This is a genomic window from Streptomyces sp. GL_148, from assembly GCF_057834205.1.
In genome coordinates, this window is record NZ_CM174396.1 from 3787219 (window position 1) to 3812001 (window position 24783).

At 68.9% G+C, this 24783-nt stretch carries 23 protein-coding genes; 19 read left to right on the forward strand and 4 right to left on the reverse strand.

The features are described 5' to 3' along the window. Positions 1-119 precede the first annotated feature (119 nt). Complete coding sequence (locus AC3IYI_RS17215; RefSeq protein ID WP_489411009.1) at positions 120-512, reverse strand: VOC family protein; 393 nt, start codon at positions 510-512, stop codon at positions 120-122. Positions 513-1417: 905 nt separating this feature from the next. On the opposite strand from AC3IYI_RS17215, the gene AC3IYI_RS17220 reads away from it, so the two are divergent. The 11 genes from AC3IYI_RS17220 (at position 1418) to AC3IYI_RS17270 (ending at position 16441) form a co-directional block, all read left to right on the forward strand. After that, complete coding sequence (locus tag AC3IYI_RS17220; RefSeq protein ID WP_489411010.1) at positions 1418-1921, forward strand: phage tail tube protein; 504 nt, start codon at positions 1418-1420, stop codon at positions 1919-1921. A gap of 107 nt (positions 1922-2028) precedes the next feature. Beyond that, on the forward strand, positions 2029-2610 hold the full coding sequence (locus tag AC3IYI_RS17225) for a hypothetical protein (RefSeq protein ID WP_489411011.1): 582 nt from the start codon (positions 2029-2031) through the stop codon (positions 2608-2610). Between the two features lie 32 nt (positions 2611-2642). Next, positions 2643-2987, forward strand: a complete 345-nt coding sequence (locus tag AC3IYI_RS17230; protein ID WP_489411012.1) for a hypothetical protein — start codon at positions 2643-2645, stop codon at positions 2985-2987. A 93-nt stretch (positions 2988-3080) separates the two neighbouring features. Next, positions 3081-8030, forward strand: a complete 4950-nt coding sequence (locus tag AC3IYI_RS17235) for a phage tail tape measure protein (RefSeq protein WP_489411013.1) — start codon at positions 3081-3083, stop codon at positions 8028-8030. Further along, the gene (locus tag AC3IYI_RS17240; RefSeq protein ID WP_489411014.1) at positions 8027-8920 is read left to right on the forward strand and encodes a phage tail family protein; all 894 of its coding nucleotides are present in this window, start codon (positions 8027-8029) and stop codon (positions 8918-8920) included. Before AC3IYI_RS17235 ends, AC3IYI_RS17240 begins: the two co-directional genes overlap by 4 nt. Before the next feature lie 25 nt (positions 8921-8945). Next, positions 8946-9878, forward strand: a complete 933-nt coding sequence (locus AC3IYI_RS17245; RefSeq protein ID WP_489411015.1) for a hypothetical protein — start codon at positions 8946-8948, stop codon at positions 9876-9878. Between the two features lie 2 nt (positions 9879-9880). After that, the gene (locus AC3IYI_RS17250; RefSeq protein ID WP_489411016.1) at positions 9881-10969 is read left to right on the forward strand and encodes a hypothetical protein; all 1089 of its coding nucleotides are present in this window, start codon (positions 9881-9883) and stop codon (positions 10967-10969) included. A gap of 1 nt (position 10970) precedes the next feature. Continuing rightward, on the forward strand, positions 10971-14876 hold the full coding sequence (locus AC3IYI_RS17255) for a hypothetical protein (RefSeq protein ID WP_489411017.1): 3906 nt from the start codon (positions 10971-10973) through the stop codon (positions 14874-14876). Positions 14877-14994: 118 nt separating this feature from the next. Then, the gene (locus AC3IYI_RS17260; RefSeq protein WP_254386827.1) at positions 14995-15354 is read left to right on the forward strand and encodes a hypothetical protein; all 360 of its coding nucleotides are present in this window, start codon (positions 14995-14997) and stop codon (positions 15352-15354) included. Between the two features lie 56 nt (positions 15355-15410). Beyond that, positions 15411-16163 (forward strand): N-acetylmuramoyl-L-alanine amidase, encoded by a 753-nt coding sequence (locus AC3IYI_RS17265; protein ID WP_489411018.1) that lies wholly within the window; start codon positions 15411-15413, stop codon positions 16161-16163. 47 nt (positions 16164-16210) lie between these two features. Next, entirely contained in the window at positions 16211-16441 is a 231-nt protein-coding gene (locus AC3IYI_RS17270) for a hypothetical protein (RefSeq protein ID WP_489411019.1), read from the forward strand. Positions 16442-16483: 42 nt separating this feature from the next. Here the strand turns inward: AC3IYI_RS17270 and AC3IYI_RS17275 are convergent, their stop codons facing one another. The 3 genes from AC3IYI_RS17275 to AC3IYI_RS17285 all read right to left on the reverse strand — a co-directional run bounded on the left by AC3IYI_RS17275 (position 16484) and on the right by AC3IYI_RS17285 (position 18533). Continuing rightward, positions 16484-17212 carry a glutamate racemase gene (locus AC3IYI_RS17275; protein WP_489411020.1) on the reverse strand — a complete coding sequence of 243 codons (729 nt, stop codon included), beginning with the start codon at positions 17210-17212 and terminating at the stop codon, positions 16484-16486. A 200-nt stretch (positions 17213-17412) separates the two neighbouring features. Next, positions 17413-17616 carry a DUF397 domain-containing protein gene (locus AC3IYI_RS17280; protein ID WP_489402113.1) on the reverse strand — a complete coding sequence of 68 codons (204 nt, stop codon included), beginning with the start codon at positions 17614-17616 and terminating at the stop codon, positions 17413-17415. Then, positions 17616-18533 (reverse strand): helix-turn-helix domain-containing protein, encoded by a 918-nt coding sequence (locus AC3IYI_RS17285; RefSeq protein WP_489402114.1) that lies wholly within the window; start codon positions 18531-18533, stop codon positions 17616-17618. The genes AC3IYI_RS17280 and AC3IYI_RS17285 overlap by 1 nt, the downstream gene beginning before the upstream one ends. 318 nt (positions 18534-18851) lie before the next feature. On the opposite strand from AC3IYI_RS17285, the gene AC3IYI_RS17290 reads away from it, so the two are divergent. From AC3IYI_RS17290 to AC3IYI_RS17325, 8 genes are all read left to right on the forward strand, one after another. Next, positions 18852-19346, forward strand: coding sequence for an ATP-binding protein (locus AC3IYI_RS17290; protein WP_489411021.1), 495 nt, complete (start codon positions 18852-18854; stop codon positions 19344-19346). A 535-nt stretch (positions 19347-19881) separates the two neighbouring features. Further along, positions 19882-20103: a DUF5999 family protein gene (locus AC3IYI_RS17295; protein ID WP_489411022.1), complete on the forward strand. Its 222-nt coding sequence runs from the start codon at positions 19882-19884 to the stop codon at positions 20101-20103. After that, a complete protein-coding gene (locus AC3IYI_RS17300) occupies positions 20100-20573 on the forward strand; it encodes a helix-turn-helix domain-containing protein (RefSeq protein WP_489411023.1) in 474 nt (157 codons plus the stop codon). Before AC3IYI_RS17295 ends, AC3IYI_RS17300 begins: the two co-directional genes overlap by 4 nt. Before the next feature lie 122 nt (positions 20574-20695). Beyond that, positions 20696-21661, forward strand: coding sequence for a D-alanine--D-alanine ligase family protein (locus tag AC3IYI_RS17305; protein WP_489411024.1), 966 nt, complete (start codon positions 20696-20698; stop codon positions 21659-21661). Between the two features lie 18 nt (positions 21662-21679). Then, positions 21680-22303, forward strand: a complete 624-nt coding sequence (locus AC3IYI_RS17310) for a cysteine peptidase family C39 domain-containing protein (RefSeq protein WP_489411025.1) — start codon at positions 21680-21682, stop codon at positions 22301-22303. Positions 22304-22311: 8 nt separating this feature from the next. Continuing rightward, the gene (locus AC3IYI_RS17315; protein ID WP_489411026.1) at positions 22312-23694 is read left to right on the forward strand and encodes a UDP-N-acetylmuramoyl-tripeptide--D-alanyl-D-alanine ligase; all 1383 of its coding nucleotides are present in this window, start codon (positions 22312-22314) and stop codon (positions 23692-23694) included. A 172-nt stretch (positions 23695-23866) separates the two neighbouring features. Further along, positions 23867-24274, forward strand: coding sequence for a hypothetical protein (locus AC3IYI_RS17320; RefSeq protein ID WP_489411027.1), 408 nt, complete (start codon positions 23867-23869; stop codon positions 24272-24274). After that, positions 24255-24773, forward strand: a complete 519-nt coding sequence (locus AC3IYI_RS17325) for a DUF6879 family protein (RefSeq protein ID WP_489411028.1) — start codon at positions 24255-24257, stop codon at positions 24771-24773. Before AC3IYI_RS17320 ends, AC3IYI_RS17325 begins: the two co-directional genes overlap by 20 nt. The last annotated feature ends 10 nt before the right edge of the window (positions 24774-24783 follow it).

Sequence of the window (24783 nt, forward strand, 5' to 3'; positions counted from 1 at the left end):
CCCCAGCCACCGCAGACAGCCATCGGAGCGGTCCGCCCGGGTGGCCGCCTGCCTCCGCACCAACCCAGCGGCTCTGGGCATAGCCGGGCCGAAGGGGCAGAGGCTCGAGTGGACGCCTGCTACTTGTATTCGACTGGTTCGGCGAGCTCGAAGATGACACCGTGAGGGTCGAAGACGATGGACACCCTCTGGCCCCAGGGGCGCACGGTCGGCACCTTCGCGCTGATGGCACCCGCGTTGATGGCTTTGCGGTATGCGGCGTCGGCGTCGTCGACCTCCAAACCGATCCGGAAGCCATTGGGCTGCCCGGGGGCAGTGAAATCTTCGATCTTGCTCCAGTGCTCGACGCACAGAATCACCCGCGTCTCTAGCGAGCCCGGTGTGCCGTCGCTCAGCACGGTGAAGGTACCGTCGGGATCCGCGAATGCCTCGTCCAGCCCGAATGCCTCCTTGTAGAACTTCACCGCTGCGCCGACATCGTCGACCATGATCGTCGTACCTGCGTATCGCATGCGCCCATCCTCACTCGGGGATCTGCCTTAGCAGTTACGGCCAATCCAACTCCCACCATCGGCCACGCGCCACCGCACGACACCCACCACCAGAGGTGCTGAACGCACGTGGCGGAAGCGGGTCGATGCGCACTCCCGGATGGTGGTGTGGTGCCGTGCCCCAACACGGCACCACACCGGGGTTTTCCAGCCGTGGCCAACAGCATGGAACGGGTGCCTGTGAAGAAGCCCGTCCAGGCCACGGCTGAACCGGATCGCCCAGCTCATGCCGCTGAGCGGGGCGATCCGGGGTATCGGGTCCTCCAGTGACTGATGCACGAGGGCGCGCACCATTCGGTGTCCCACCCCAGCTTCGGTATCCGTACCCGCATGGCTTGGCAATGCCTGGCCGGTTCCCCCGAAAGGGGTGGCGTCGGCCCCCATTCGGTGGGCAGAGCCGCGCCACGGAGAGGCCGCGCCGACCGCCATGCTCCAGCGAGGGCTGAGGTGTCACGATTGGGGGATATCGTGCGACGCGTGAGCAGCACTCACCTCGAAGGCTCCACCCAGGTGATATCACGTGCGCAGTTCTGCCAGAGAGCGCCAGGCGCTGCGGAGGGTTCCTCCGCGGCAGCTCATCGGGAGTAGGACTTCCGGTCGCACGTCACAGTGAAGGCTTGTCTGCTCACCGACACGCGCGAATCGCCCTCGCCCTCGGCGCACGCGACTCCTTGCTGACAGTATGTTGTTCTACGTGCAGTGGCCTTGGCTCGCCGTCTCTGGCTGAGCCTGGCTCTCTCCCTCACCGCGGAGGCCCCCGCGCGGACGCCCACCCTCTTCTCGGGGCGGGCCGGTTCCCCGGCAGACGTCGAGGGACGGGGCCTCCCTCGTGTCCGGCTGCCGTCCCGGAATCGGACAGTAGACCCTTGCAGATCCAGAAGTATTCGCGGCGCGGCATCACGCGCATCCTGTGGCTTAAGGCCGTCAAAGACGCTGGCAACCTTCCTACTCGGGCGGAACTGGCCGCCGGCACCGACCTGACGAACGCCATCGCGGCGATCGATGGTTGGTCGCTGTCGAACCAGGCGATCGAGACCCCGGATTTGGGCTCGACGTTTGAGTCGAAGATTCCCGGCACTGATCAGGCGGACGACTCGTCCCTCGGCTTCTATGAGGACAAGGTCGCCGACGAGATCGAGCAGCTCCTGACGAAGGACTCCACGGGCTGGGTGGTGATCCTCCGCAAGGGCGACATCCCGGCTAGCCGGTCGATGGACGTCTTCCCAGTGCGCATCGGCTCCCGGTCCCCGCAGTACTCCGTCGACAACGAGGCCGCCAAGTTCGTGGTCAGCTTTTCGATCACGGAGAAGCCGCTCCAGGACGCGCCCGTACCGCCTGCCGCCCCGAAGACGCTGCCTGCTTCCTCCTGAACTCCCGGCCGGGCCTGCCGCGTCCTTGCGCCCTATCCCTTGTTGGCGTGCGCTCGACGAAGGCCCGGCCGGGCCCCACCCCCCTTTCACCCTTGGAGACACCCCTGATGTCCGGCACCACCGCGTCCCCCGCCCCGCCCGAGCCTGCTGTTGCCCGTGATGCCCACTGGGCCAGCAAGCTCGCCCGTCTCCGCGCCCGACAGCTCCCGGAGCAGGTTCTCCAGCTGTGCGATGACGCGGCCGCGCAGAAGCGTCTCGACCAGGCGAAGCTGAACCTGGCCCGTCTGCGGATGGCTGATGCAGAGACCGGCGGTGAGCAGGCCGACCTTGAGGCGGCGCAGGCCGAGCTGGCCGCGGCGCAGGCCGCTTACGACGCGGTGTCGGATCGGCTCGTGTTCAGGGCTCTGCCGCGTCCGGTCCTCGACGGGCTGATCCGGCAGAACCCTCCGACGGAGGACCAGGCGGAGACCGGTGACGCCTGGAACCCCGAGAGCTTCCCGCCGGCGCTGGTGGCCGCCGCGCACATCGAGCGGGATGAGGACGGCCAGGTGGTGGAGGGCCTGACCGTGGAGGACGCCCAGGACCTCCTGGACAGCTGGCCGATCGCGGAGTCCAACGCCCTGTTCGCGGCGGCCTGGCAGGCGCAGCAGATCAACCGGTCGACGGTCACGGAGCTGGGAAAAGGCTGATCGCTGACGGTCAGCTCCGGGCCGAGCTAGAGGTGTGCGACCGGTACCGGATCTCGCACTCCTCCTTCCTCGGCGCCGGAGACGGCCGCTGGTCGGAGAGCGACCGGGCGAAGGCGCTCGCCTATGAGGCGTACCGGCGCAGCGTGTGCGAGCAGTGCGGCACGCGGGGCGCCGAGTGGGACGAGGATGCGGGTGGTGACCGGCACGCGTACGTGAGCACGACGGTCCGGTGCGTGGGCTGTGAGCTGATCGCCACGGAGCAGCAGCAGGTACCGGACGGGCCGGACGGGTACGGCGTACGGATCGGGCTGATCCCCCGCACGGCGGCCGAAGCTCAGGCCGGGGACCGTGCGGCCGGGAGCACTACGGTGGACTGAGTTGGACGTGCGGGCCGTTAGCGGCCCGCACGCACCGCTTGGGGGCGGTGGGGCGCACGAGGTAGGCGCGCGGGGAGTAAGGGCACCGGCCAGGTGTCGAGCTACACGCTCAGCGTGCAGATGCGCGCCGACGCGGCGCAACTGCTGTCCAGCATCCGTGGCGCCTCCGGCGCGCTGCGGTCCCTCGGCCGTGATGTCGATTCCCTCCACCGCACCCTTGGCCGTGTCGGCTCCGGCTCCGCCGGGCTGCGCGGAATCTCCACGGACGCCGACGGTGCGCGGCGTGCTCTTCGTCAGGCCGGCTCGGATGGCGACGCGTCGATGCGCCAGCTGCGGCGCGGACTCATCGGGGCCCGCCAGGAAGCGCACCACCTGCGGAGTCTGGTGGCCGGTGGCGGCATCGTCGCCGGTCTCGCGGAGATCGCCCGGGAGGGCAACGAGTACCAGCGCGCCATCCAGAAGTGGGGCGCGGTCACGAACGCCTCCGGCCAGGAGATGGTCATGGCCGCGGCCAAGGCCCGTGAACTTGGCTCCGACCTCAAGATCCCCGGCACGTCGGCCTCGAAGGCCGCAGACGCGATGCTGGAGCTCGCGAAGGCGGGCCAGACCTCCACGTCGTCCATCGCGAACGCGCGGGCGGCGATGCAACTCGCCGCAGCCGACAACCTGTCCGCCGCCGACGCCGCCCGGTATCTCGGTGACGTCATGGACCAATTCGGGCTCAGCTCGAACAATGCGGGCCGAGCTGCTGACGTCCTTGCGGCCGGCGCGAACGCGGCCTCCGGTGGGCTCCAGGACATCTACTACGCCATGTCGTACACCGGCCCGGTCGCCGCCCAGCTCGGCATTTCGCTGGAGGACACGGCGGCGTCCGTGGCGATGCTGGCCCGCTCCGGCATCCTCGGCTCCAAGGCAGGAACGTCCCTGCGAGGGATCTTCACGAACCTGGCCGCTCCGACGAAGCGGATGAAGGAAGGCCTCGCCGAGCTGGGCATCGAGGCATGGGACGCACAGGGCAACTTCAAGGGCCTGCGGACCGTCGTCGAAGGGTTCGAGAAGGCCCAGCACAGCCTGAGCCAGAAGGACTTCACCGCGGCCTTGTCGAAGGTCGTCGGGAAGCCCGCCCTCGCCGGTGCCATGGCCCTCGCCCATCAGGGCGTCGAGAGCTTCGACCAGATGCGGACGGCCATCGGCCGCACCGGAGCAGCCGGTGAGATCGCCGCCTCCCAGACCAAGGGCCTCGCCGGTGCCCTCAACCAGTTGAAGAGCCAGGCGAAGAACAGCGGCCAAGTCCTCTACACGGCGGCCGCGCCCGCGCTGGAGAAACTGACCCGCCTGACGACGAAGGTCCTCGGCTCGGGCACTCCGGCCGTCGCCGGGGCCCTGGACTACCTCCACGACCTCTACACCCTGGCCAGGCCGTCGGCGTCGAAGGCAGCTGCGAGCGGGCTGGCCGAGGTCCGGGATGTTCTCGGCAGCCTCGGGGCGCCGGTGAAGAACCTGGCGTTCGACGCGCTCGCTTCGGCTATCAACGTGGTGGTCAACGCCGGCCGGGCCGCTCTCGACATCTTCAGGAACCTGGGCCAGGGCCTCGAACCAGTCGCGGACGCACTGTCCGACGTGGCGAGCGAGAGCGGGGCCGGTGCGACCGCCCTGGACATCATCGTCACCGCCCTGAACCTGACGAGCAGCGCGGCCTCGTACGTGTCCGGTGCGCTCAAGCCGATCGGTGAGGTGGTGGCCTGGCTGGTGCGCGGGTTCTCCGCACTGCCAGGCCCGGTACAGACCGCGATCATCGCGATGATGATGGCCAGCCGGGTCGCCCCGACGATGACCCGCCTCGCTGGAACGGTGTCGGGGCCGGTGGTCGGCGCGTACCGGTCGTGGGGCGAACAGATGCGTGTGCAGTCCACGCTCGCCGCCGCCCAAGGCCAGTCCGTGGGCCGTATCGGCTCGGCTCTCGCCGTGCTCCAGACCCGCATCCCGATCGTCGGGCAGATGAGCGCCGCGTTCCGTGCTGCGGAGGGTCCGGCGTCCGGTCTGGCCAGGTCGATCGGTGTCGGGCTGGGCGGCGCCGCCCGCGGGCTGATGGGTGCGCTCGGCGGCCCGTGGGGTGTCGCCATCGCTGCAGCCGGTATCGGCTTGTCCATGCTGGCCTCCTCCCAGCAGAAGGCCGCGCAGGCTGCCGCCGATCACCAGCAGCGGATCAGCGGCCTGTCCCAGGCACTGCGGGAGTCCAACGGTGCGATCACCGACAGCGTCCGCGGGGCCGCCGCGCAGGCCGTCATGGACGCGAAGGTCTTCGACGGCAAGGCACGCCTGGTCGACGTGATGGAGAAGGCCGGGGTCAACGCCCGTCAGCTCACCAACGCCTACCTCGGGCAGGACGGCGGACTCAACGCCCTCCAGAAGAGCTTGCAGAGCACCGCCGACGCCAACCGCGAGCTGATCGTGACCTCTGGCGGCGGCCAGTACACCTACACGCAGCAGGGTGTCGCCTACGCGAAGGCCGCCGAGGCATTGGGGTCCGTCAAGGGCGAGATGTCGCAGGCCGTGAAGGACGCCAAGAACCTCGCGGACGCCACGGGCTCGGGCGCCAAGTCCGCCGCCGACAGCGTGGGCCCGTTCGGGAAGTTCTCCGACGCGATGCGGCGCCTCTCGGACAGCACCGCGGACGCGGACACCCGGGCCCGCGCGCTGCACGACGCCTTGAACATTCTGGCCGGCGGGTCGGTGAACCTGTCGGCGGCCGAAGCCCGCCTGAACCGCAGCGTCCTGGACGCGTCCGATGCGCTGAAGGGCGGCGTCGACCACGCCGAGGGGTACGGCAAGGTCCTGCTGAACATGGATGGTTCGCTGTCCACGGTGACCCGCAACGGGCAGAAGCTGTTCGATGTCCTGCAAGGGCTGTCGACGAACTCGGCGGACGCGGCCCTGGCGGCGTACCAGTTCGCGGAGGCCAATGGGAAGAGCGTCCCGGAAGCCCTCCAGGCGGCGCAGAAGCAGATGCAGTCCGCGCGTGATTCTGCGATCTCGACGGCTAAGGGCTTCGGGCTGTCGGCCGAGCAGGCGGGGAAGCTGGCCGATGCGGCGGGCCTGGTGCCCGAGCAGGTGTCGATCCTCCTCCAGACCGCCGGCATGGATGCGTCGATGGCGGAGCTGATCGCCGTGCAGCAGGCGCTGAAGGCGACACCCGACAACAAGACGGTGACCATCGCGACGCTGTCGAACGAGGCGCGCGAGGACCTGAAGAAGCTCGGGTTCTCCATCACCGACCTGAAGGACCGGCGGGTGCAGGTGACCGCGCCGACCGACTTGGCGCGCACCGACCTGGACGCGCTGATCTCCAAGATCAGCCAGACGCCCGGGGCGAAGCATGTCGCGGTGTCGTCGTCGACGGCGGAGACGATCGCGAGCCTGGAGAACGTCAAGACGGCCATCGCGGGTGTCCCCGGCGGGAAGTCCGTCATCGTGAGCGCGCCGACCGACGTCGCACGCCAGGAGCTGCTGAACCTCGGCTTCTCCATCGAGGCGGTGCCGGGCAGCAAGAACGTGTCGGTGACCGTGCCGACCGGGTCGGCGACGAGCGGGGCCGCGACCATCCAGGGCGCCATCAACGGCATCTACGGGCGCACGGTGACCGTCACCACCGTCCACAACGACATCTGGAGGACTTCGCGGCAGCCGGGCCCGTACGCGGACGGCTACCAGTTCGCGAGCGGCGGCATCCTCACGTACGCCTCCGGTGGTGTCCGGGAGAACCACGTCGCGCAGATCGCTCGCGGCGGTGAGTGGCGGGTGTGGGCGGAGGACGAGACCCAGGGCGAGGCGTACATCCCGTTCGCGTCCGGTAAGCGGGCCCGCTCGAAGGCGATCCTCGACCAGGTGGCGCGCCGGTTCGGCGGTGAGGTCACGTACAACGCGTCCGGCGGGCTGTCCGACTGGTCGTACCAGCCTCTCGGTGGAGGCGGGTTCTCCATCAGCGATGTGGTGTCCAAGTCGCAGAAGAAGAAGGGCGACAAGGAAGTCTTCGACCTCGGCCTGTTCGAGTCGAACCTGCGCAGCTCGGTGTCGACGGCGCAGGCCTGGCGCTCCAACCTGACCACCGTCGCCCAGCGGGCCGGCACGGACGTGGCCAAGGCGTTGGAGGACATGGGGGCTGATGGCGTTGAGCTGACCCGGAAGATGGCTACCGGCTCGACCCGCTACGTGCAGGACATGGCTGACCAGCTCAAGCAGTTGTCGGCGACGGCCCGCGGGAGCCTGGCCGACTACACGGCGCAGCTCCAGAACGCGGTGAAGGACAACGCGTCCTTCCAGAGCGCCCTGACCCAGCTGGCGACGAATGGCTTCGGTGCGCTCGCTGAGCGGCTGGCGCAGCAGAACGATGCGAGCGCGGAGGCCCTCGCGCAGGAGGCGGTGCGCGACCAGGGCAAGGCGGAGAAGGCGAACGCGGCGGCGAAGGCTGCGGGCAAGTCTCTGGACGGGGAGCAGCTGACCGACCTGGTGAAGCTGATCGGTGCGCTCGGTGCCGGCCGTGGCATTCACGATGTCGCGGACGTGACCGGGCTCGGTGAGGATCGGCTGATCGAGGTCGCGAACCGGGCGTCGTCCCAGCTGCGGAGCATGGGGGCTCGAGGTGAGCGGTTTCTCTCGGACCTGGTGAAGGCGAACCGGGGACTGGCCTACGCGAACGGCGGTATCTGGGAGCCGGGTGTCTACGGCGGCGCCGGGGCGTCCAGGGGGCTGATCAAGTTCGCGGAGCCCGAGACCGGTGGCGAGTCGTACATCCCGCATGCTGCGGCGAAGCGGGGCAGAGCCACAGCCGTACTCGGTGCGACCGCGGGGAAGTTCGGCTATGGGCTGGTACCGCGCAAGCTTGTGGATGCCGGGAGTGGCCGCGCGCAGATCGTCGTGGTGCAGCAGTCACCCGCGATCGGCACGCAGACCATCCACGTGGCGAACAGCCCGGCCTCCGCGAACGACATCGCTGCGTCCATGGCGTACCAGCTGCGGCGGGCACAGCGCGGGGGGCTGCGATGACCGCCGTGCTGAAGGACTTCCAGGTGGAGCTGGGTGGTGTCGTCATCGGGTACGGCACGCGCGTGCCCATGGCGGAGATCGAGGGCCTGGGCCGGGCCCCGGTGCGTGGTGATGTCGTGCCCCGGCCCGGCGCGGACGGGGCGTGGGCGGGCACCGACTGGTACGAGGCCCGGACGATCCGCATCGACTGCGGCATCAAGACGCCCGGGGACCCGGCGGCCGGCGTGGAAATCCTCGCCGACCTGCAAGAAGCCGCGGACGCCGCCGATGCCCGTACGGCGCCGGGTGCGGTGATGCCGCTGCGGATCAAATGGCCTGGCCGTGAGACGCGCGTCCTGTTCGGCCGACTGCGGCGGGTAGATCCGTCGTGGGAGAACGCGGCTGTCGGCTGGATCCCCCTGGATATCGAGTTCGTGGCCGTCGACCCCCGCTTCTACGCGGACACGACGTCCGCGCTGAGGCTGTCGCTGTCCCGGCAGGACCTCGGCGGGCTGAAGGCGCCGCTGGTCGCTCCGCTGAACACGGGTATCTCCCTGCCGGACGAGCGGCGCGGCTGGGTCCGAAACGACGGCACCCTCCCGGCGTGGCCGACCCTGCGGATCACCGGCCCGTGCATCGACCCCCGCATCTACATACCGAAGACGAGCCAGCTCCTCCAGCTGTCCGTGTCGCTGACCACCGGCGAGTACATCGACATCGAGACCCGGCCCGGGACGCGATGGGCGCTGCGCAACGGCACCGAGAACGTCGCCGTGGGCATGTCGACGGACTCCCGGCTGGACCGCTTCCAGATCCCGGTGGGCTCCACCGAGCTGTGGTGGACCGCGCGCGGCTACTCCTCGGCCTCCCGCCTGTCGGTGACCTGGCGGGCCGCCTTCAAATCCCTGTAACCACCTCCTGAAGGACTCCCTGCTCATGACACTGATCAACCCCCCTCTTCTCGTCCACGGCGGCACGCACGCAGCGCGCGCCTTCCGCATGATGGTGAGGGACCTGAGTCACGGCGCTCAGGGCATCACAGAGACGGACGACCTGCGCGTCACCCAGCTCGCGACGCCGGGTATCGGTGTCCGCGTCGGTGACGGCTCGGCGGTCATCCGCGGCGCCATGGCGTGGGGGCAGGGCAGCTACACGCAGTACAACGTGGGCTTCCAGAGCGTGCCGATCGCGCCGACCGGGGTCTCGGGCCGCTCGGACCTGCTCGTGCTGCGCGTCGAAGACCCCGAGTACGAGGGTGTGCGGAACCCGGAGAAAGACGACATCGGGTACTTCCACGTGATCTCCAACGTGGCGGCGAACACGGTGAAGCCGCCAGCCGGGATGACGGCCGTCGCGCTCGCCAGGATCGACCTCCCGGCGAACGCCAAGGTCGTCACGGACTCGATGATCAAGGATGTGCGGACCATCGCGAACCCGAGGCGGGAGCGACAGCTGCACACCGCTTCGCCGGGCGCGGATCAGAACTGGCAGGGGAACTCGGGCACCTGGGCCGACTGGCCGCCGGCCTCCCGCTTCGACATACGCGTCCCCACGTGGGCCCGGCGTGCCCGCATCGTCATGACGATCTCCGGCCTCCAGGTCATGGGGAGCATCTGGGGCTCCACCGCGTTCCGGCTCGGCGGTATCCAGGGCCAGTCGATCATGATCGACGACGGCAGTACCCGCGGGGACGGATCCGTCCGCATCAACGCCATCGCCGCGGACACCATCGACATCCCCGCCGACATCCGGGGCACCACCCAGCGGCTCCAGGGCCTGGTCTTCCTCACGAAGGACAACGCGGGCTCCCTACAGGCCGACGTCGTCACCACGGTCATCGCTGACCTGGAGTTCGAGGAAGGCATCTGACCATGCCCGCCTACCGCTACCGAGTCCACGATGCCCTGAGCGGCGCTGTGCTCGTCCATGATCTTCCGCTGTCCGGTGTCGAGTTCGGGCCCGGCCTGTCGGAGCCCGGTGACCTGTCGGGCGAGGTCCCCGTTCCCTTCCAGAACCTGGTGGGCTCCACCATCAGCCCCGCGAACACTGTGCTGACGGTGGAGCGCGACGACACCGTGCTGTGGGGCGGGCTGATCTGGAGGGCCGAGCCGGAGGGCGACAAGTTCCCCATCGAGGCGGGCGGCTGGGGCTCCTACCTTCACCGCCGGCATGACGTGCACGGGCAGCTCGACGGGCGCGGCCCCTACGTCCACGCGGACGCCTGCCAGGTCATCCGCGATGTGTGGGCCTACGCGCAGAGCCAGCCGGACGGCGATCTCAACGTGCTGGTCGACCCGTCGCCGAGCCGCACAAAGGTGGGCACGCCCGCGGAGCCGTACAAGGTCGACTGGTGGGAGGCCCCCGTCCTCGGCGACATCGTGGAGGACATGACGAAGATCGAGGGCGGCCCGGAATGGACGGAGGACACCCTCTATTTGGAGGGCCGTCCAGCCGGGCAGATCCGTCTTGGGTGGCCGCGCCTGGGTACCCGGCGTACCGACATCATGTTCGCGACCGGGGCGAACATCTCTGCGGTCGCGCCGGTGACGTACGACGGGGACGAATACGCGCAGGTGATCATCGCGCTCGGTGCCGGCGAAGGCCGGGGACGTAGGCGTGCCATCGACGCCGTGCGTAACGGGCGCCTGCGCATGGAACGCATCCTCGAGATACCCGCGGAGAAGGGCAACGACCGTCTCGCTACGCGGGCCCGCCGTGAGCGCATCGCCCGGCAGGCTCTCGGCGAGGTCCACGAGATCCAGGTCATCGACCATCCGTCGGCGCCGGTCGGCTCGTGGCAGGTCGGCGACGACGTACGGGTCCGGATCCACGACCAGTGGGTGAACTGGGTCGGCTGGTGCCGGATCACCGGCTGGCGGATCCGGCCTCCCCAGGGGGACGACGGAGAGCGGGTCACGCTGTCGCTGGCCCGCGCTGACCGATTCGTCTACGGGGGCTGATGTGGCGAACCATCTGACACAGATCGCCGCCCGGCTCGCGGATGTTGAGCGCAGGCTCACCGGGCAGGCCCGCACGTCGAGCCTGGCCTACTCCTCGGTGGAGGCGGGTGCGATCGAGGTGTACGACGAGGAAGGTGTCCTGACCGGGACGGTCGGCGTGCAGTTCGACGGGACGACCGGCGTCGCAACGTTCAACGGCCCTCCTCCGCCGACTCCCACCGTCCCGCAGGTCGTACCCGTGCTGGGTGGCCTCCGGATCGGCTGGGATGGCGGGTTCACCGATGCGACGGCCCCGCCGCTGAACTTGGGCCGGGTACAGGTACATCTCCTGCTGTCGGCCGACGAGCAGGTAGACGTCCGGAATCCGGCGGCGACGATCGAAGGTGCGTCGGGGGCGACGGTGACGGTCGCGGTCAGCGACTACGTCCCCCGCCATGTCCGGCTCGTGGCGCTCACGACCGCCGGCATTCCCGGCCCGGTCTCCGCTGCACGGATCGCGGCGGCACGCCAGGCCGTGGGGCAGGACCTCCTCGACGGGATCGTGTCGGAGGTCAAGCTCGCCGAGAAGGCCGTTACCGACACGAAGATCGCAGTCGGTGCGGTGAAGACGGCCGCGCTCGCGGACGGTGCTGTGCTCGCGGCGAAGCTCGCGAAGGCGTCGGTGACCGGCGACAAGATCGGCTCGGGCGCCGTCACCCTGAACGCGCTCGGTGGCACCTTGGCCGACGGCATCACCCAGCACTACGTGGACGCACTCGGTGACCCGTCAGCGTGGGCTCAGGTCGCGGTGGGGGCCGGGGCCAAGTGGGAGTTCTTGACGGGTGTCCCGGATGCCCCGACCGGGCGGACTGTCGGGCAGGCCAGCGGCTACGCCGTGGTGCGCGGGACCACTCCGATCCCGTACGACCCCGACACCCTCTACCGGGTGTCAGCGCGCGTACGGACGACCAGTCCATCCGCGTCCGGGACCGACGACCTGTACGTGGGCGTGATGGGGTTCGCAGCGGACGGCACCACGATGGTGAACCGGACCGGAGCCAACTCGACGGGCACCCACTACTACTGCGCGGCATCCCGGACACCCTTGGACGCCGGTTCGGGCTGGCAGGTGTTCACCGGCTATCTGCGCGGCCGTGCGCCGGCCGGGGTAACCGGAACGGCAGGGGTCTGCCCGGACCCTCGGGCCCCGGGCAAGCTCCACGACCAAGTGCGCTTCCTGGTGCCGTTCCTCTTCCTCAACTACGAATCCACCCCGACGGGCGCGAACAGCTCGACCGGGATCATGCAGGTGGACGCGGTCACTGTCGAGACCCTCAAGACGGGCATCGTCGACAGCAGCAACCTCGTTGCCGGATCGGTGACGACGGGCGCCCTCGCGACGGATTCGGTGACGGCGGGCAAGGTCGCCGCGGACACGATCAGCGGCCGGGAACTCCAGGCCGCCACGGTATCTGCCGGGCACGTCGTCGCTGGCGCGATCACCACGGACAAGCTGACCGTGGTCGGCACCGCGAACATCCTCGCGGACCCATCCTTCGAAGGCGCCCCGACCGTGGCCCTGACGGCGGCCATCCCCTACGCGACCCAGGACAAGACCCGCGGGAACGGGTCCCCTGCGTCGCTGCGCATCGACGCCGTGTCCGCGACAGCCGTGTACCGCGCGGTGGACCTCACTCTGCTCCCGGCCACTCCCGGAGATCAGCTCTACCTGGCCAGCGACTACTTCGCCTCCGAGGACTGGGCGGGAGCGGAGGTCAGCTTCCACATGCGGTGGGAGGCCGCAGACGGGAAGATCCTCAGCTACAGCAAGGCCCGCACGACAAGCCCGGTGCGCGGGCAGTGGGCACGCTTGTCAGCCACCGTCACGGCACCAGACGGCGCGGTCCGTGCCCGTGCGCGGGTCGAGTCCGGCGCCAGCACGGCGGGAACGTTGTGGTGGGACAACGCCTGCGTCCGGCCGATCGTGGCCGGTGTGCAGATCGCGGACGGGGCGATCACCTCCCCGAAGGTGTTCGCGGGTTCGATCACCACGGACAAGCTCGCGGCGTTGACGGTGACGGCGGAGAAGATCGCCGCCTCCTCCATCACTGCGGACAAGGTGGCCGCGCTGGCCATTACGGCGGAGAAGCTGGCCGTGAACTCGGTGACGGCTTCGGCGATCGCGGCGGGCGCCGTTGAGGCCATCCACATCAAGGCGGGCACGATCACCGCCGACAAGATCGCACTCGGGGTCGACGGCAACTTGGTGGCCGACGGCAGCTTCGAGGGTGACGTCTCGTTGAAGCGGGCTGCTGTGAGCGGCGGGTGGAGCATCGTCACTCCAGGCCGCGACACCCCGAAGGCGTTGCGTGCCGACTGCACGGCGGCGACGGCTACGGACCGGACGCTCACGCTCGGACTGTTCTCCGCGACGCCGGGCATGCGGATCTGGGCGGCCGCCGACTACCAGATCAGCGCGGACTGGGTGGGCAGGAACGCGACGGTGTACGTCCGTTGGGAGGATGCGGCCGGCGCGACGCTGGGCTACAGCACGGTGGGCAGCGCGAGCGGTGCGGCGGGCAAGGGCTGGCTGTTCATGTCCGGCAACGCCAACTTGGTTGCCCCAGCTCAGACCGTCACGGGCCGCATGCGCGTCGCGGTCAACGACGCGACCGTCGGCACGGTCACGTTCGACAACGTAGTGATCCGGCTGGTGATGTCGTCCACGAGCTCCGGTGCCCGTGCCGAGATCAGCCCCGAAGGGCTGCGGCTGTACGACCAGGACGGTGAGGAATCGATCTCGCTGGTCACTGGGAGGCCGCAGTACCTGACGATCGCCAACGACGGCGTCCCCGTGGCCACGATCAACCAGGACGGGCACGGTGCGTTCAACGACTTGTCCGTTGCCGGCGTGCTCTCCGTCAACGGCGAGAAGCTGGAGACACAGCTCTCCGACTTGGCGCGCGGCATCATCGCCGTGCACACGACGACCGCCGGGGTGCAGGCTGCCATGGATACGGAGACCGGCTACATCGAGCTACCTGTCCGCCTCCAAGCGGACCGGCAGTACCGCATCGTCGTCGACGCCTACGCGGATCCTTCCGCTGGCGGAGGCGAGCTGTTGCTGCTCCTCCGCGACGGCGGGACGGCAGCCCCGACCGTCACCTCTAAACAACTCCAGAGCAACGTGGTCCCGGCAGGTGGCGGATGGCAGCGGCTACGCCTTGAGCTGATCACCTCCGGTGCCGCCCTGGGTGCCGGTGTTCACCGTCTCCTCAGTACCTTCATGTGGCGGTGGGGAGCGGCGGGCGGGACCGTCGCCCTCTTCGGGGGCGGCGGGTTCCCGGCGACGATGTACGTCGAGGACGTCGGCCGGGCCATCGCGAACACCGGCGAATTCAACCGCGGTGGTGCCGGTGGCGGAACGGAGCCGACGAAGCCCGCGACCCAGCGGTACGAGAAGACGTACAGCGCGGCATGGTCGGGCACTTACACCAACCGAGGCGGGTACAGCAGCTACCACGGGAACCAGATGCTCCAGGGTTACTACTCGAGCACCAACGGTCTGACCGCCTCGCTCGTCGGTTTCCCGGCATCGCTGAGCACCGACCTGAGCGGCGCCAAGATCGAGAAGGTCCAGCTGTACGTGTACTTCGAGCACTGGTACTACGCGGACGGCGGTACGGCGGTCATCAAGGCGCACAGCCACGGCGCGCGGCCGGGTAGCTTCAGCAGCGACGGCCAGTCGATGAGCGTCTCGTTTCGCCGCAACGAAGGCCAGTGGATCGACATCACGGCCATCTTCGACGAGACGAAGTGGAGAGGGATCGCGCTGGACCCGAACAGCACGGACAGCACGTACTACGGACGTGCTCACGGCGTCGGCCAGGGGTACCCGCCGCAGCTGAAGGTCACGTACGTGAAGTAGCGGCGGGGCGGGCCGCAGGACTACCTGCGGGCCCGCCCCCGGGCGTCAGCACCAGGGGCGTCCTGCCTGCGCACGTACGATCGACTTCAGGCGCGCGGGGCCGTCAGGAGTGATGTCCGTGTCCGTGCCGCCGAGCGCAGAGCCGACGCTGTGGGAGCTGCACCGCGCGGTTTCGCAGCTCCGTGAGGACCTGCGTGGAGACCTTGCTCATCTGGCGGCTCGGCTCGACCAGGTGGTTACCCAGGATGTGTACCGGGCTGACCAGCGGGCGACAGAGCAGCGCATCGGGGCTGTCGAGGCGGCTCTTGCTGGACTCCGCGGCGAGCACGACCAGGTTGCCGAGCGGGCAGAACAGCAGCGCCGGGAGGACCAGGCGCAGGCGGCGGCAACTCGCCGCCTGGTGCTCTCGTCGTTCGTGGCGCCGCTGCTACTGATGGTGCTCCAGCTGTGGCTGGTCACGCAGGGCACGGCTCGCTGACGCGGGCTCCGCCTACCTTTTTTGATCTTGGGCGCGGGAGAATCCGAGATTCGAACATGGCTACACCTCTGAGTGCTGATGCACTCGTGGCGGCGCTGCGCGCTGAGGGCGTGCGCGTCGTCGAGCGCCCCGGTTGGCGCACCCACAACCGGAACCACAAGGGGCCTTGGGGCCCCGTCCGCGGCGTGATGATCCACCACACGGTGACGTCCGGCACCGCGAACACGGTCAGCATCTGCGAGAACGGCTACTCGGGCCTCCCGGGTCCTCTCTGCCACGGTGTCATCGCCAAGGACGGCACCGTCTACCTGGTCGGCAACGGCCGGGCGAATCATGCCGGGGCCGGCGACTCCGACGTTCTGGCTGCGGTGATCGCGGAACGGGCACTGCCGGCGGCGAACGAAGCGGACGCCGATGGCAACACCGCCTTCTACGGCTTCGAGTGCGAGAACCTCGGCGACGGCGCGGATCCCTGGCCGGGGGCGCAGCTGGGGGCCATCGAGAAGGTCTCCGCCGCGATCTGCCGTGCTCACAAGTGGGGAGCGGCCAGCGTGATCGGGCACAAGGAGTGGCAGCCCGGCAAGGTCGACCCGAAGGGCTTCGCCATGTCGGGCCTGCGCCAGCGCATCGCCGGACGCCTCGCGGGGTCGCCCGGCGGGGGCTCCGACCTCTACACGGTCCGCAGCGGTGACACCCTGTCCGGCATCGGACAGCAGCTCGGCGTGAACTGGCTCGCCCTGGCGCGCGAGAACGACATCCTCTCCCCCTACGTGATCCACCCCGGCCAGAAGCTGAAGGTACCGAAGTGACCAAGTCGCGCAGCGCATCCGATGCGAACCAGAGAACGATCCGTACGGTGTTCCAGACCCTTCTGGGTCTGGCTGCGGGCTTCCCGCTGATCGTGGACGCGGCGGGCATCCCTCAGACCGCTGCGGGCGTCGCTGTCGCCCTCGCGGTAGCCGGTGCCGTCACCCGGGTGACGGCGCTGCCCGTCGTGCACAACCTGCTGCCGAACTGGCTGTACCGCAGTGATCCGCCCACGAGCACCAGTCCGGGCGGCGGACAGCTGACCGTCGTGGACGACTGATCAAGGAGAGGCCCTCGGGATTCCGGGGGCCTCGCCGCTTCCTCAGGCGTGGGCCGGTGTCGAGACGTAGGCGCCGGCGGGGTAGGCGAAGGCGGCGTTGGGAAGTCGCGACTGGCGGCCGCTGAGCAGCACGGTCAGGCGGCCTTCTCCGGCGGCGGCCGCGCCGGATCGCCCGTTCAGGCGGCGCAGGGTCTGGGCGGCGACCGCGTCGGCCGAGCCGCGCAGGATCGGGGTGACGAGGGAGGGGCGGCGCAGGGCTGCTCGGATCTGGTTGGCGACGAGCTCGTAGTGGGTGCAGCCGAGGACTACGTCGGTGACACCGGCTGGGGTTCGCCGGGAGGCATCGGCTACCGCCTCCCGGATGGCGGACGAATCGGCGTGCTGGACTGCGTCCGCGAGTCCAGGGCAGGCGATCTGGGTGACCTGAACTCCAGCTGCGTGCAGGCGGATCAGGGCGGTCTGGTAGCTGCTGCCGGTGGTTGCTGGTGTGGCCCAGATCGCGACGGGTCCACCAGTCGCGACCGCGGTCTTCACCGCGGGTACCGTCCCGATGACGGGGATCGCCGGTTCGAGTACCGCCTTCACGGCGGGCAGCGCGTGCACCGTGGCGGTGTTGCAGGCGATGATCAGAGCGTCTGGGCGGTGGGATGCGGCTGCTTGGGCGGCTTCCAGGACCCTCTGCCGGAGGTCGGCAGCGGTCCGTGGCCCCCAGGGCATGCCGTCCGGGTCGGAGGAGAGGATCAGGTCGGCGTCGGGCCGTAAGCGCCTCATGGCTGCTGCTGCCGCGAGAAGGCCGATTCCGGAGTCGATGAGCGCGATCTTCAAAGGTCACCTCGGCGGTCTACCCGACACCACGGCCGGGACGTCGTGAACGGTTGCCGCAGGCTGCAACGCAGTCCAGAGTTGACCGGGGCCGCCCTCCCCACCTGTTTTGAGGAGGGCGGCCCAGTCGTAGGCGTGGACGCTGTGGGTTAGCCGGCGCGCTTCACGTGCTCGATGAAGGGCAGCCAGGCCGCGGGCTGGAAGCGGAAGGCGTCTCCGTTCGGCACCTTGGAGTCCCGGACGGCCATGTCGCCGTTGTTGCAGCGGCCTCCCTGCACGCAGTTGCCCCCCTGGTCGTTGCTGTAGCTGGACGAGAACCAGTCGACGGACAGCTCGTCGGCACGGATGGACATCAGTACTCCTTACAGGCGTTTCTGATCATGCCCAGGGAGTCCTCATACCCTGGGGCGATGGCTTGCAGGTCACGGACTGCGGCTTCGTACTTGCGTACGTCCTGGTCGCGTCGGGATACCCCGGCGCCGGCCAGACTCTCCATGTAGACAATCGACTTGAGCGGCTGTCTGAACTTCATGAACGTGAAGCTGCCGTTCATCCCCGGGTGAGCCCCGAGTTCGAACGGGATGACTTGGACCTTCACGTGAGGCATGCTCTCAGCGACCTCGGCGATGTACGCAAGTTGGGCCCGCATGACGTCCCGGCCACCGACCCGTCGCCGGAGGACAGCCTCGTTGATGATCGCGGTGAACTCGGGCGGCGAGGCCTGGCGACGGAGGACTTCCTGCCGGGTGATGCGGACTGCGATCTTGAGATCAAGCTGATCGGCCGGCTGCCCCTCGTTGGCCCGTCCCATGATCGCCCGGACGTACTCCTTGGTCTGGAGCAGGCCGGGCACGTATTCGGACTCGTAGCTGATCAGACGATCGGCGATGGCTTCCAGCCCCAAGTACGCTTTAAATCCGGGCTGGATGACGTCCCGCACGTCCTGGCGCTGCCACCAGTCCTTCTTGGTCTTGGTCACCGTTGCGTAGCCGCCGAGCTCGGCGGCCTTCTCCGGCGGGACTGCGTACAGCGCGCACAGGGCGGCGACGTCGGCGGGCTCGACTATCCCGTTGTCCGCCGTTTCGAGCCGTGTGAGCTTCGAGGGCGCCCAGGAGAAGTGGCGGGCCACTTCGGATGCGGACTTCCCAGCGGATGTACGAGCGGCCCGCAGTTCCACGCCCAGCTGCACTCGGCAGAGCGCGGGCGAAGCGGACTCGATGACGGGCCCCTCTGAAGCCCCTGTACCAGCCGTCGAGCTGAGGTCGTTCACGATCACCCTCCCCTACGTGTCGCCTCACAGTCTGACGGCGGACATTCGAGCTGCGCAACGCGCCTTCCGTCATTTCGCGGAATGTTCCGCGATTAGGTGCAACTGCCCGTGCGTGCACGGAAGTTCGAAGACGGAAGGAGTCTCACAGAATTCTGCGAAGAGGCTTCCACCGTAGCCGTTGCGCTGCCATGCTGTTCCCCGTTGAGCACGTTGGGTTCGAGTGAATCGACTCAGCGTGACCTCGGTGTGTGGCGCGCCCTCCAGCAGCTCAGGGCCGCGTGCTGCCCGGAACCGCGACCGACCAAGACGAGGTGCGGCATGCCGTTTCGCAATACCCCCGGCGAGAACCCGGCGACGAGCACAGGACGCCTGTTCCCGAGCGCCATTGACCTTGAGTTCAAGGTCCGTGGCAGACGGGCGGGTTCCGGCGCCGTGGACGACGTGGACGCGATGTTCCCCCGACGCGCCCGCCTCCTGTGCAAGGCGTGGCTCCGGCTGGCCAGCCAGGAGGACCTGGTCGACGCGCTGGAGCTGGTGACCTCCGAGCTGGTGACGAACGCTCTGCGCTACGGATGCGGCCCCGTCATCACGTTCCGCCTCGGTGTCGAGAGTGATCTCCTCCGGCTGGCCGTCGGCGACGGGAGTTCGGAGCTCCCCCGTGTCCGCACGGCAGACCCCTCGTCCGAGAGGGGACGGGGAATGCGGATCGTGCTTCAAACGGTCCACAGCACCGGCGGCAAGCTCGGGTTCAGCCAAGACGGCACCACCACCTGGTGCACCTTCCCCATCTCCAAGGAGAGACAGAGTGTTTGAGGTTGACGACGACGACTTACGGCCCTCCGCGCACTCCGGACGATTAGAGGTCCGCAGCCCACGAACCGCATGGGCCAGAGCGCAAGATCTCCAGCCCATGCCGCATTTCGCACAGGCTGATGAGCAACCCCAGGCAGGACAGATGCGGCCGGCCAGTGAGCCCGGCCCGTGGTCCACGTACAAGCGACGCCCGCGGTCGGAAGCCAGCCCGACGCCGGACGCCTGACGTGCCCCTACGCCACAGCCCAACTTCTGACGGCGCTTCCCTTCTTCAGGGAGCCCGGCACTCACCAACGAAGAGGCTCCCCCGGCTCCGGGTCGCGGTCCGACACCCCTTTCGGATTCTGGACCGCTCGGGCTTCGGACCGGGCACCTCGTGCGCGATGGCCCTCTACTCCGGGTACGTCGTCGTCTGGGTTGCCCTGCGTCTGCTGACCCTCGCCCCCTGAGACCGACAGCACGGGTGCGACGGACCTGCGCCGACACCCTCATCCCCCGCTGCCCCAGGGCAGCCTTCAGCCAGAAAGGCGTTCTTGTGGATCAGCTCCCACCCCCGGCCTGTCCTCACTCTCCCCCGTGTCCGCGGGCTGAGGACAGCAACCGAGGAGAGGCGCAGATCGTGTCCGCGCACCCCGAACAGGGCTGGAACCTTCTGTGCAACGGCGTCGTGAAATTCGACGACGACGCCGCGACGCTTCTGCCCGACGGACAGGTCATCACCTCGCCGCAACGTGTCGTTCTGGACGGGGCGGCATGACGGGCACAGCGCGTCCTTCTGCACAGTTCGGGCTGACCGAACGCGAAGTCCAGACGGTGAGTCTGGCGGCCGAGGGACTGAAGATCCAGGCGATAGCCCGTCGCCTGTCCGTCAGGCCCGGAACGGTTCAGTCCCGGCTGAAGTTCGCCCGGCTCAAGACGGGCTCAGTGCGGACCACAGCCTCGGTCCACCAGGCCTATGCGTCGGGTCAGCTGTCCAGGCCCAACCCCGAACCGCCCGTTCCCCTGACCGAGGAGCAGGTCCGTGTACTTGGCTACCTGGCGGAGGGGCTGACGGTCGTGGACATGCAGGCGCAGGTGAGATGGACGGAGTGGCGCCTGCGCGAGACGTACGGCGATCTCCTGGCCGCCCTGGACGCTACGGACAGGCCTGCGTACGCGATCAAGCGTGCGTGGGCGATGGGGCACCTCACGGCCTACGAACAGACCATCCATCAGTCAGCCCCGTAAGGGGCATCCACGGCGTCCCGGCGCGGGTATGCGGCCCGCTCAGCCTTCCACCGCGTACGCGGGCACGGCACCGGGCCGGGACGCCTTCGATCGGAGCAACACCCCAATCACCAGGAGCGTACATGTCTGACCAATCCCACTACGGGGGCCGGATCGGCGTCCTGTACGGCGGAGACTCTCCCGAGCGGCCCGGGTCCATCGCGAGCGCCGAGGCCGTGTTCAAGGCGCTGTCGGGCGCCGGCATGAGGGCCGAGATGATCGACCTGGGCGACGTTCGCGAGCTCGGCGCAGGCCTGCGGGAACGCATCGACGTCGCCTTGCTCGCCTGCCACGGGCTCGGCGGCGAGGACGGCAAGATTCAGGGCCTCCTGGAACAGCTCGGTATCCCGTACACCGGCTCGGGTGTCCTGGCCTCCGCGCTCGGCATGCACAAGCCGACGTTCAAGACCCTGCTGGCGGCCCGGAACATCGACACCCCCAAGTCCATCACGGTGCTGACGGAGCACTCCGTGGAGACCACCCTGACGACGGTCGAGCTCAACCTCGGCTACCCGGTGTTCGTGAAGCCCGCGGGCGGCGGGGGGAGCCTCGGCGCCGGCATCGCCCGCACCGCAGAGGAGCTGACTGAGCTGCTGCGGGCGCGGCGCGACCAGCCGTACGCCGAGTACATGGTCGAGGAGTACATCGACGGCACCCCGTGCACGGTCGGCATCCTCGACCAGGGCGGCCCCGTCGTGCTGCCGCTGCTGACCTGCGAGACGGATCGAGCGTTCTACGACTACGAGGCGAAGCACGACCGGGGCCTTCGCCACGAGACCTGCCCGGCCGAGCTGCCGGAGGAGGTGGAGCAGCGGGTGGTGGAGACCGCGCTGCAGGTACACCGGCTGATCGGGGCGCACGGGGTGAGCCGCGTGGACTTCCTGATCGGCACGGACGGCCGCTGCCCGGTGCTGGAGGTGAACACCGTTCCGGGGCTCAGCGAGGCCGGAAACCTGGCCACGATGGCCGCCGCGGCCGGCGTGTCGTACGTCCAGCTGATCAAGGCAGTGCTGGACACGGCGTTCACGAAGGTCTCGTACGTTCCCTGACGGCGGCAGAGTGGGGACATGACCGCTGCAACGACCCACCATGTCCCCTACTTCTCCCAGTGGGAGTCGCCGTCCCTGGTGCCCGAGTTCGTCTTGGGCACCACTTCGGCGGCCGATGATCCGCTGTGGGAGTCATCCGGCGCCGACACGGCCGAGGAGTACGCCTTCTGGGCGCCTCGGATGTGCGGCATGGCGTGCCTACGGATGGCGCTCGGGCACTTCGGGCAGCCTGTGCCCGCGTCGGTGCCGCTGGTCCGTGAGGCCCTTGATGCAGGAGCGTACGTACGCGACGGCGATCAGGTGCACGGGCTGATCTACGCACCGTTCGCCGCGTGGGTGGCCTCCCGCTGGGGCCTGTTCGCCGAGACCAGGCCCCAGCTGTCGGTCGAGGAGGTGGACGCCGAGGTATCCCGCGGGCGCCTGGTGCTGCTCTCCGTGCACAAGACCATCCGAACCCTCGACCCCAGCCCGGCACAGCGCGGCGGACACCTGGTGCTCGCCGTCGGCGCCGGTCCCGACCACATCGCGATCCACAACCCCTCCGGGTTCCCGGAGCAGTCACAGCAGTTCCACCAGGTCCCGAGGACGGACCTCGGCCGGTTCTTCGCCGGACGGGGGGTCGTCCTGGGCCCCGCACAGTAGGAGCACCCGTGATCCCCCTCTCTCTGGAAATCGCCGCCCTCGTCACCAACGGGCACCTCGACGTCGTTGACGATCACAGCAGTCACATCACCGGGCCGCTGGTATTCGACTCCCGCGAGATCACGCCCGGCAGCCTGTTCTGCTGCCTCAAGGGCAAGACGCTCGACGGGCACGACTTCGCCGCGCAGGCTGTGAAGGCCGGGGCTGTCGCCGTCCTCGCGGACCGCCCCGTCGGCGCTCCTGCCCTCGTGGTACCGGATGTACTGGCCGCGATGTCCCAGATCGCCAAGCGTGTGGCCGACGCCTACACCGGCACGGTTATCGGGCTGACCGGGTCGGCGGGCAAGACCAGCACCAAGGACCTGCTGAAGTCCATCCTGGAGCTGGACGGCCCCACCGTGGCGACGCCTCGTTCGTTCAACAACGAGATCGGCTTCCCCATCACCGTCTCCAGGGTCGAGAAGGACAGCCGGTACCTCCTGCTGGAGATGGGCGCTCGCGGCCTCGGACACATCGACAGCCTGTGCGATGTCGCCCGGCCGTCCATCGCCACCGTGCTCGGGGTGGGCTCCGCGCACATCGGGGAGTTCGGTTCCCGCGAGGTCATCGCCGACGCGAAGGCCGAGATCGTCCGGGCCCTGCCCGCGCACGGGATCGCCGTCCTCAACGGGGATGACCCCCTCGTACTCGGAATGGCTGGGGACACCGAGGCTACGGTCATCACCTTCGGGTTCGGTGAGGACTGCGATGTCCGCGCGGAGCAGGTCGGTGTCCAGCTCGACGGGCGCCCGCACTTCGTGCTCGTCCACGGAGGTATGCGGCGTCGGATCGACCTGCGGGTCCACGGCCGGCACAACGTGCTGAACGCCCTGGCTGCCGCTGCCACCGCCATCGCAGCCGGAATCCCTGCGGACCGTATCGCCCAGGGGCTCCGCGAAGCGGAGATCTCCAGCGGCGGCCGCATGGAGGTCACCACGCGGGCGGACGGGGTCACCGTCATCAACGACGCCTTCAACGCCAGCCCGGAATCCGTTGTCGCCGCGCTCGTCGCCCTCGGGGACATCGCCGGGCCGACTCGCCGGAAAGTCGCGGTCCTTGGGGAGATGGCGGAGCTGGGCGACGAGGCGGACGCCTGGCACGACAAGGTGGCCGAGCACGTGGTCCGTCTCGGTCCGGCCGAGGTGATCGGCATCGGCCGCACCCACATGGATCGGATGCTGGCTGCGATGCAGGCCGCGGGACTCACCGCCTCGAAGGCCGACCAGGGTGTGCCGCTGGTCGAGGAGATCCAGCGTCTGCTGCGGCCCGGTGACGTGGTCCTGGTCAAGGGTGCCAACTCGCTCGGGCTCGAAGCGGTAGCTCGGGAGCTCGCCGGCGCCTCTGCGATGTAGGAGCCGTCCGACTGGGCCCCGCTGCGCTTGTTCTGCAGCGGGGCCCAGTCGTGTCCGTTTTCGGCGAAATGCCGCCGCCTGCAAACTGGCGCAATTTTCGTGCGTTACAGGTGAGTTCAGTGCAAGGATTTCACCCGAGTGACCCGGCAGCACCCCGAGCGAGGAGGGCACCATGGCTCTGCGCATGCTTGGCAAGGACCCCGAGAGCAAGACGGGCGACAGCCCCACGATCTACCTGGACGACGAGCGCGACACCTACGTGGTGCAGGGCTGGAAGGTCCTGGACACCGAATGGCGGGCCCAGTTCGGGCTGCCCGACCAGGAGGACGTGATCGAGCTGCCCCGCAGGATGGTGGCCTTCTTCGAGCAGGAAGACCGTGGCAAGAGCCCCGAGGCGAGCGACAGCCCCACGATCTACCTGGGCAAAGAGCGCGACACCTACATGGTGCAGGGCCGGAAGGTCCTGGACACCGAGAGGCGTGCCCAGCTCTCCCTTCCCGATCACGAGGACGTGATCGAGCTGCCCCGCAGGATGGTGGCCTTCTTCGAGAAGGAGGATCGTGGCGCCGCCGACGTTTAGGGAGCTCCTGGCCTCCGCTCAGCACTCCGCCGTCCATCTGGAGATGCGGGATGCCTACATGCCCGATCCCGCATTCGATGCGTGGCGGGACGGCTCGCGGGAAGATCTCCTTGCCGATGACGAAGACTTTCAGGCCTGGCTGAGCTTGGTGCGGGAGACCACCGCTCGTGGGGTGGCTATCCGAAGAGCCCGCTTGTTCTGCACCCCCGACAGCGACTACATCCGCTGGGAGCACTTCATCTCCGACGCCAACGTGTCCGCGGGTGAGGACATTCGGTGGTTGTCGCGCCGCAACACCACGGGCATCGGCTTCCCGGGCAACGATTTCTGGATCTTCGACGATTCCCAGGTCCTCGTCCAGCACTTCGCCGGCGACGGGACGATCAAGCCGGAGTGGCGGGAGCTGACCACCGATCCTGTGGTCTTGGACCTCTGCCGCCGCTCGTTCGAAGCCGTGTGGGAGCGTGCGGTCCCGCACGCCGACTACAAGCCCAGCTAGCCCTCCTCCC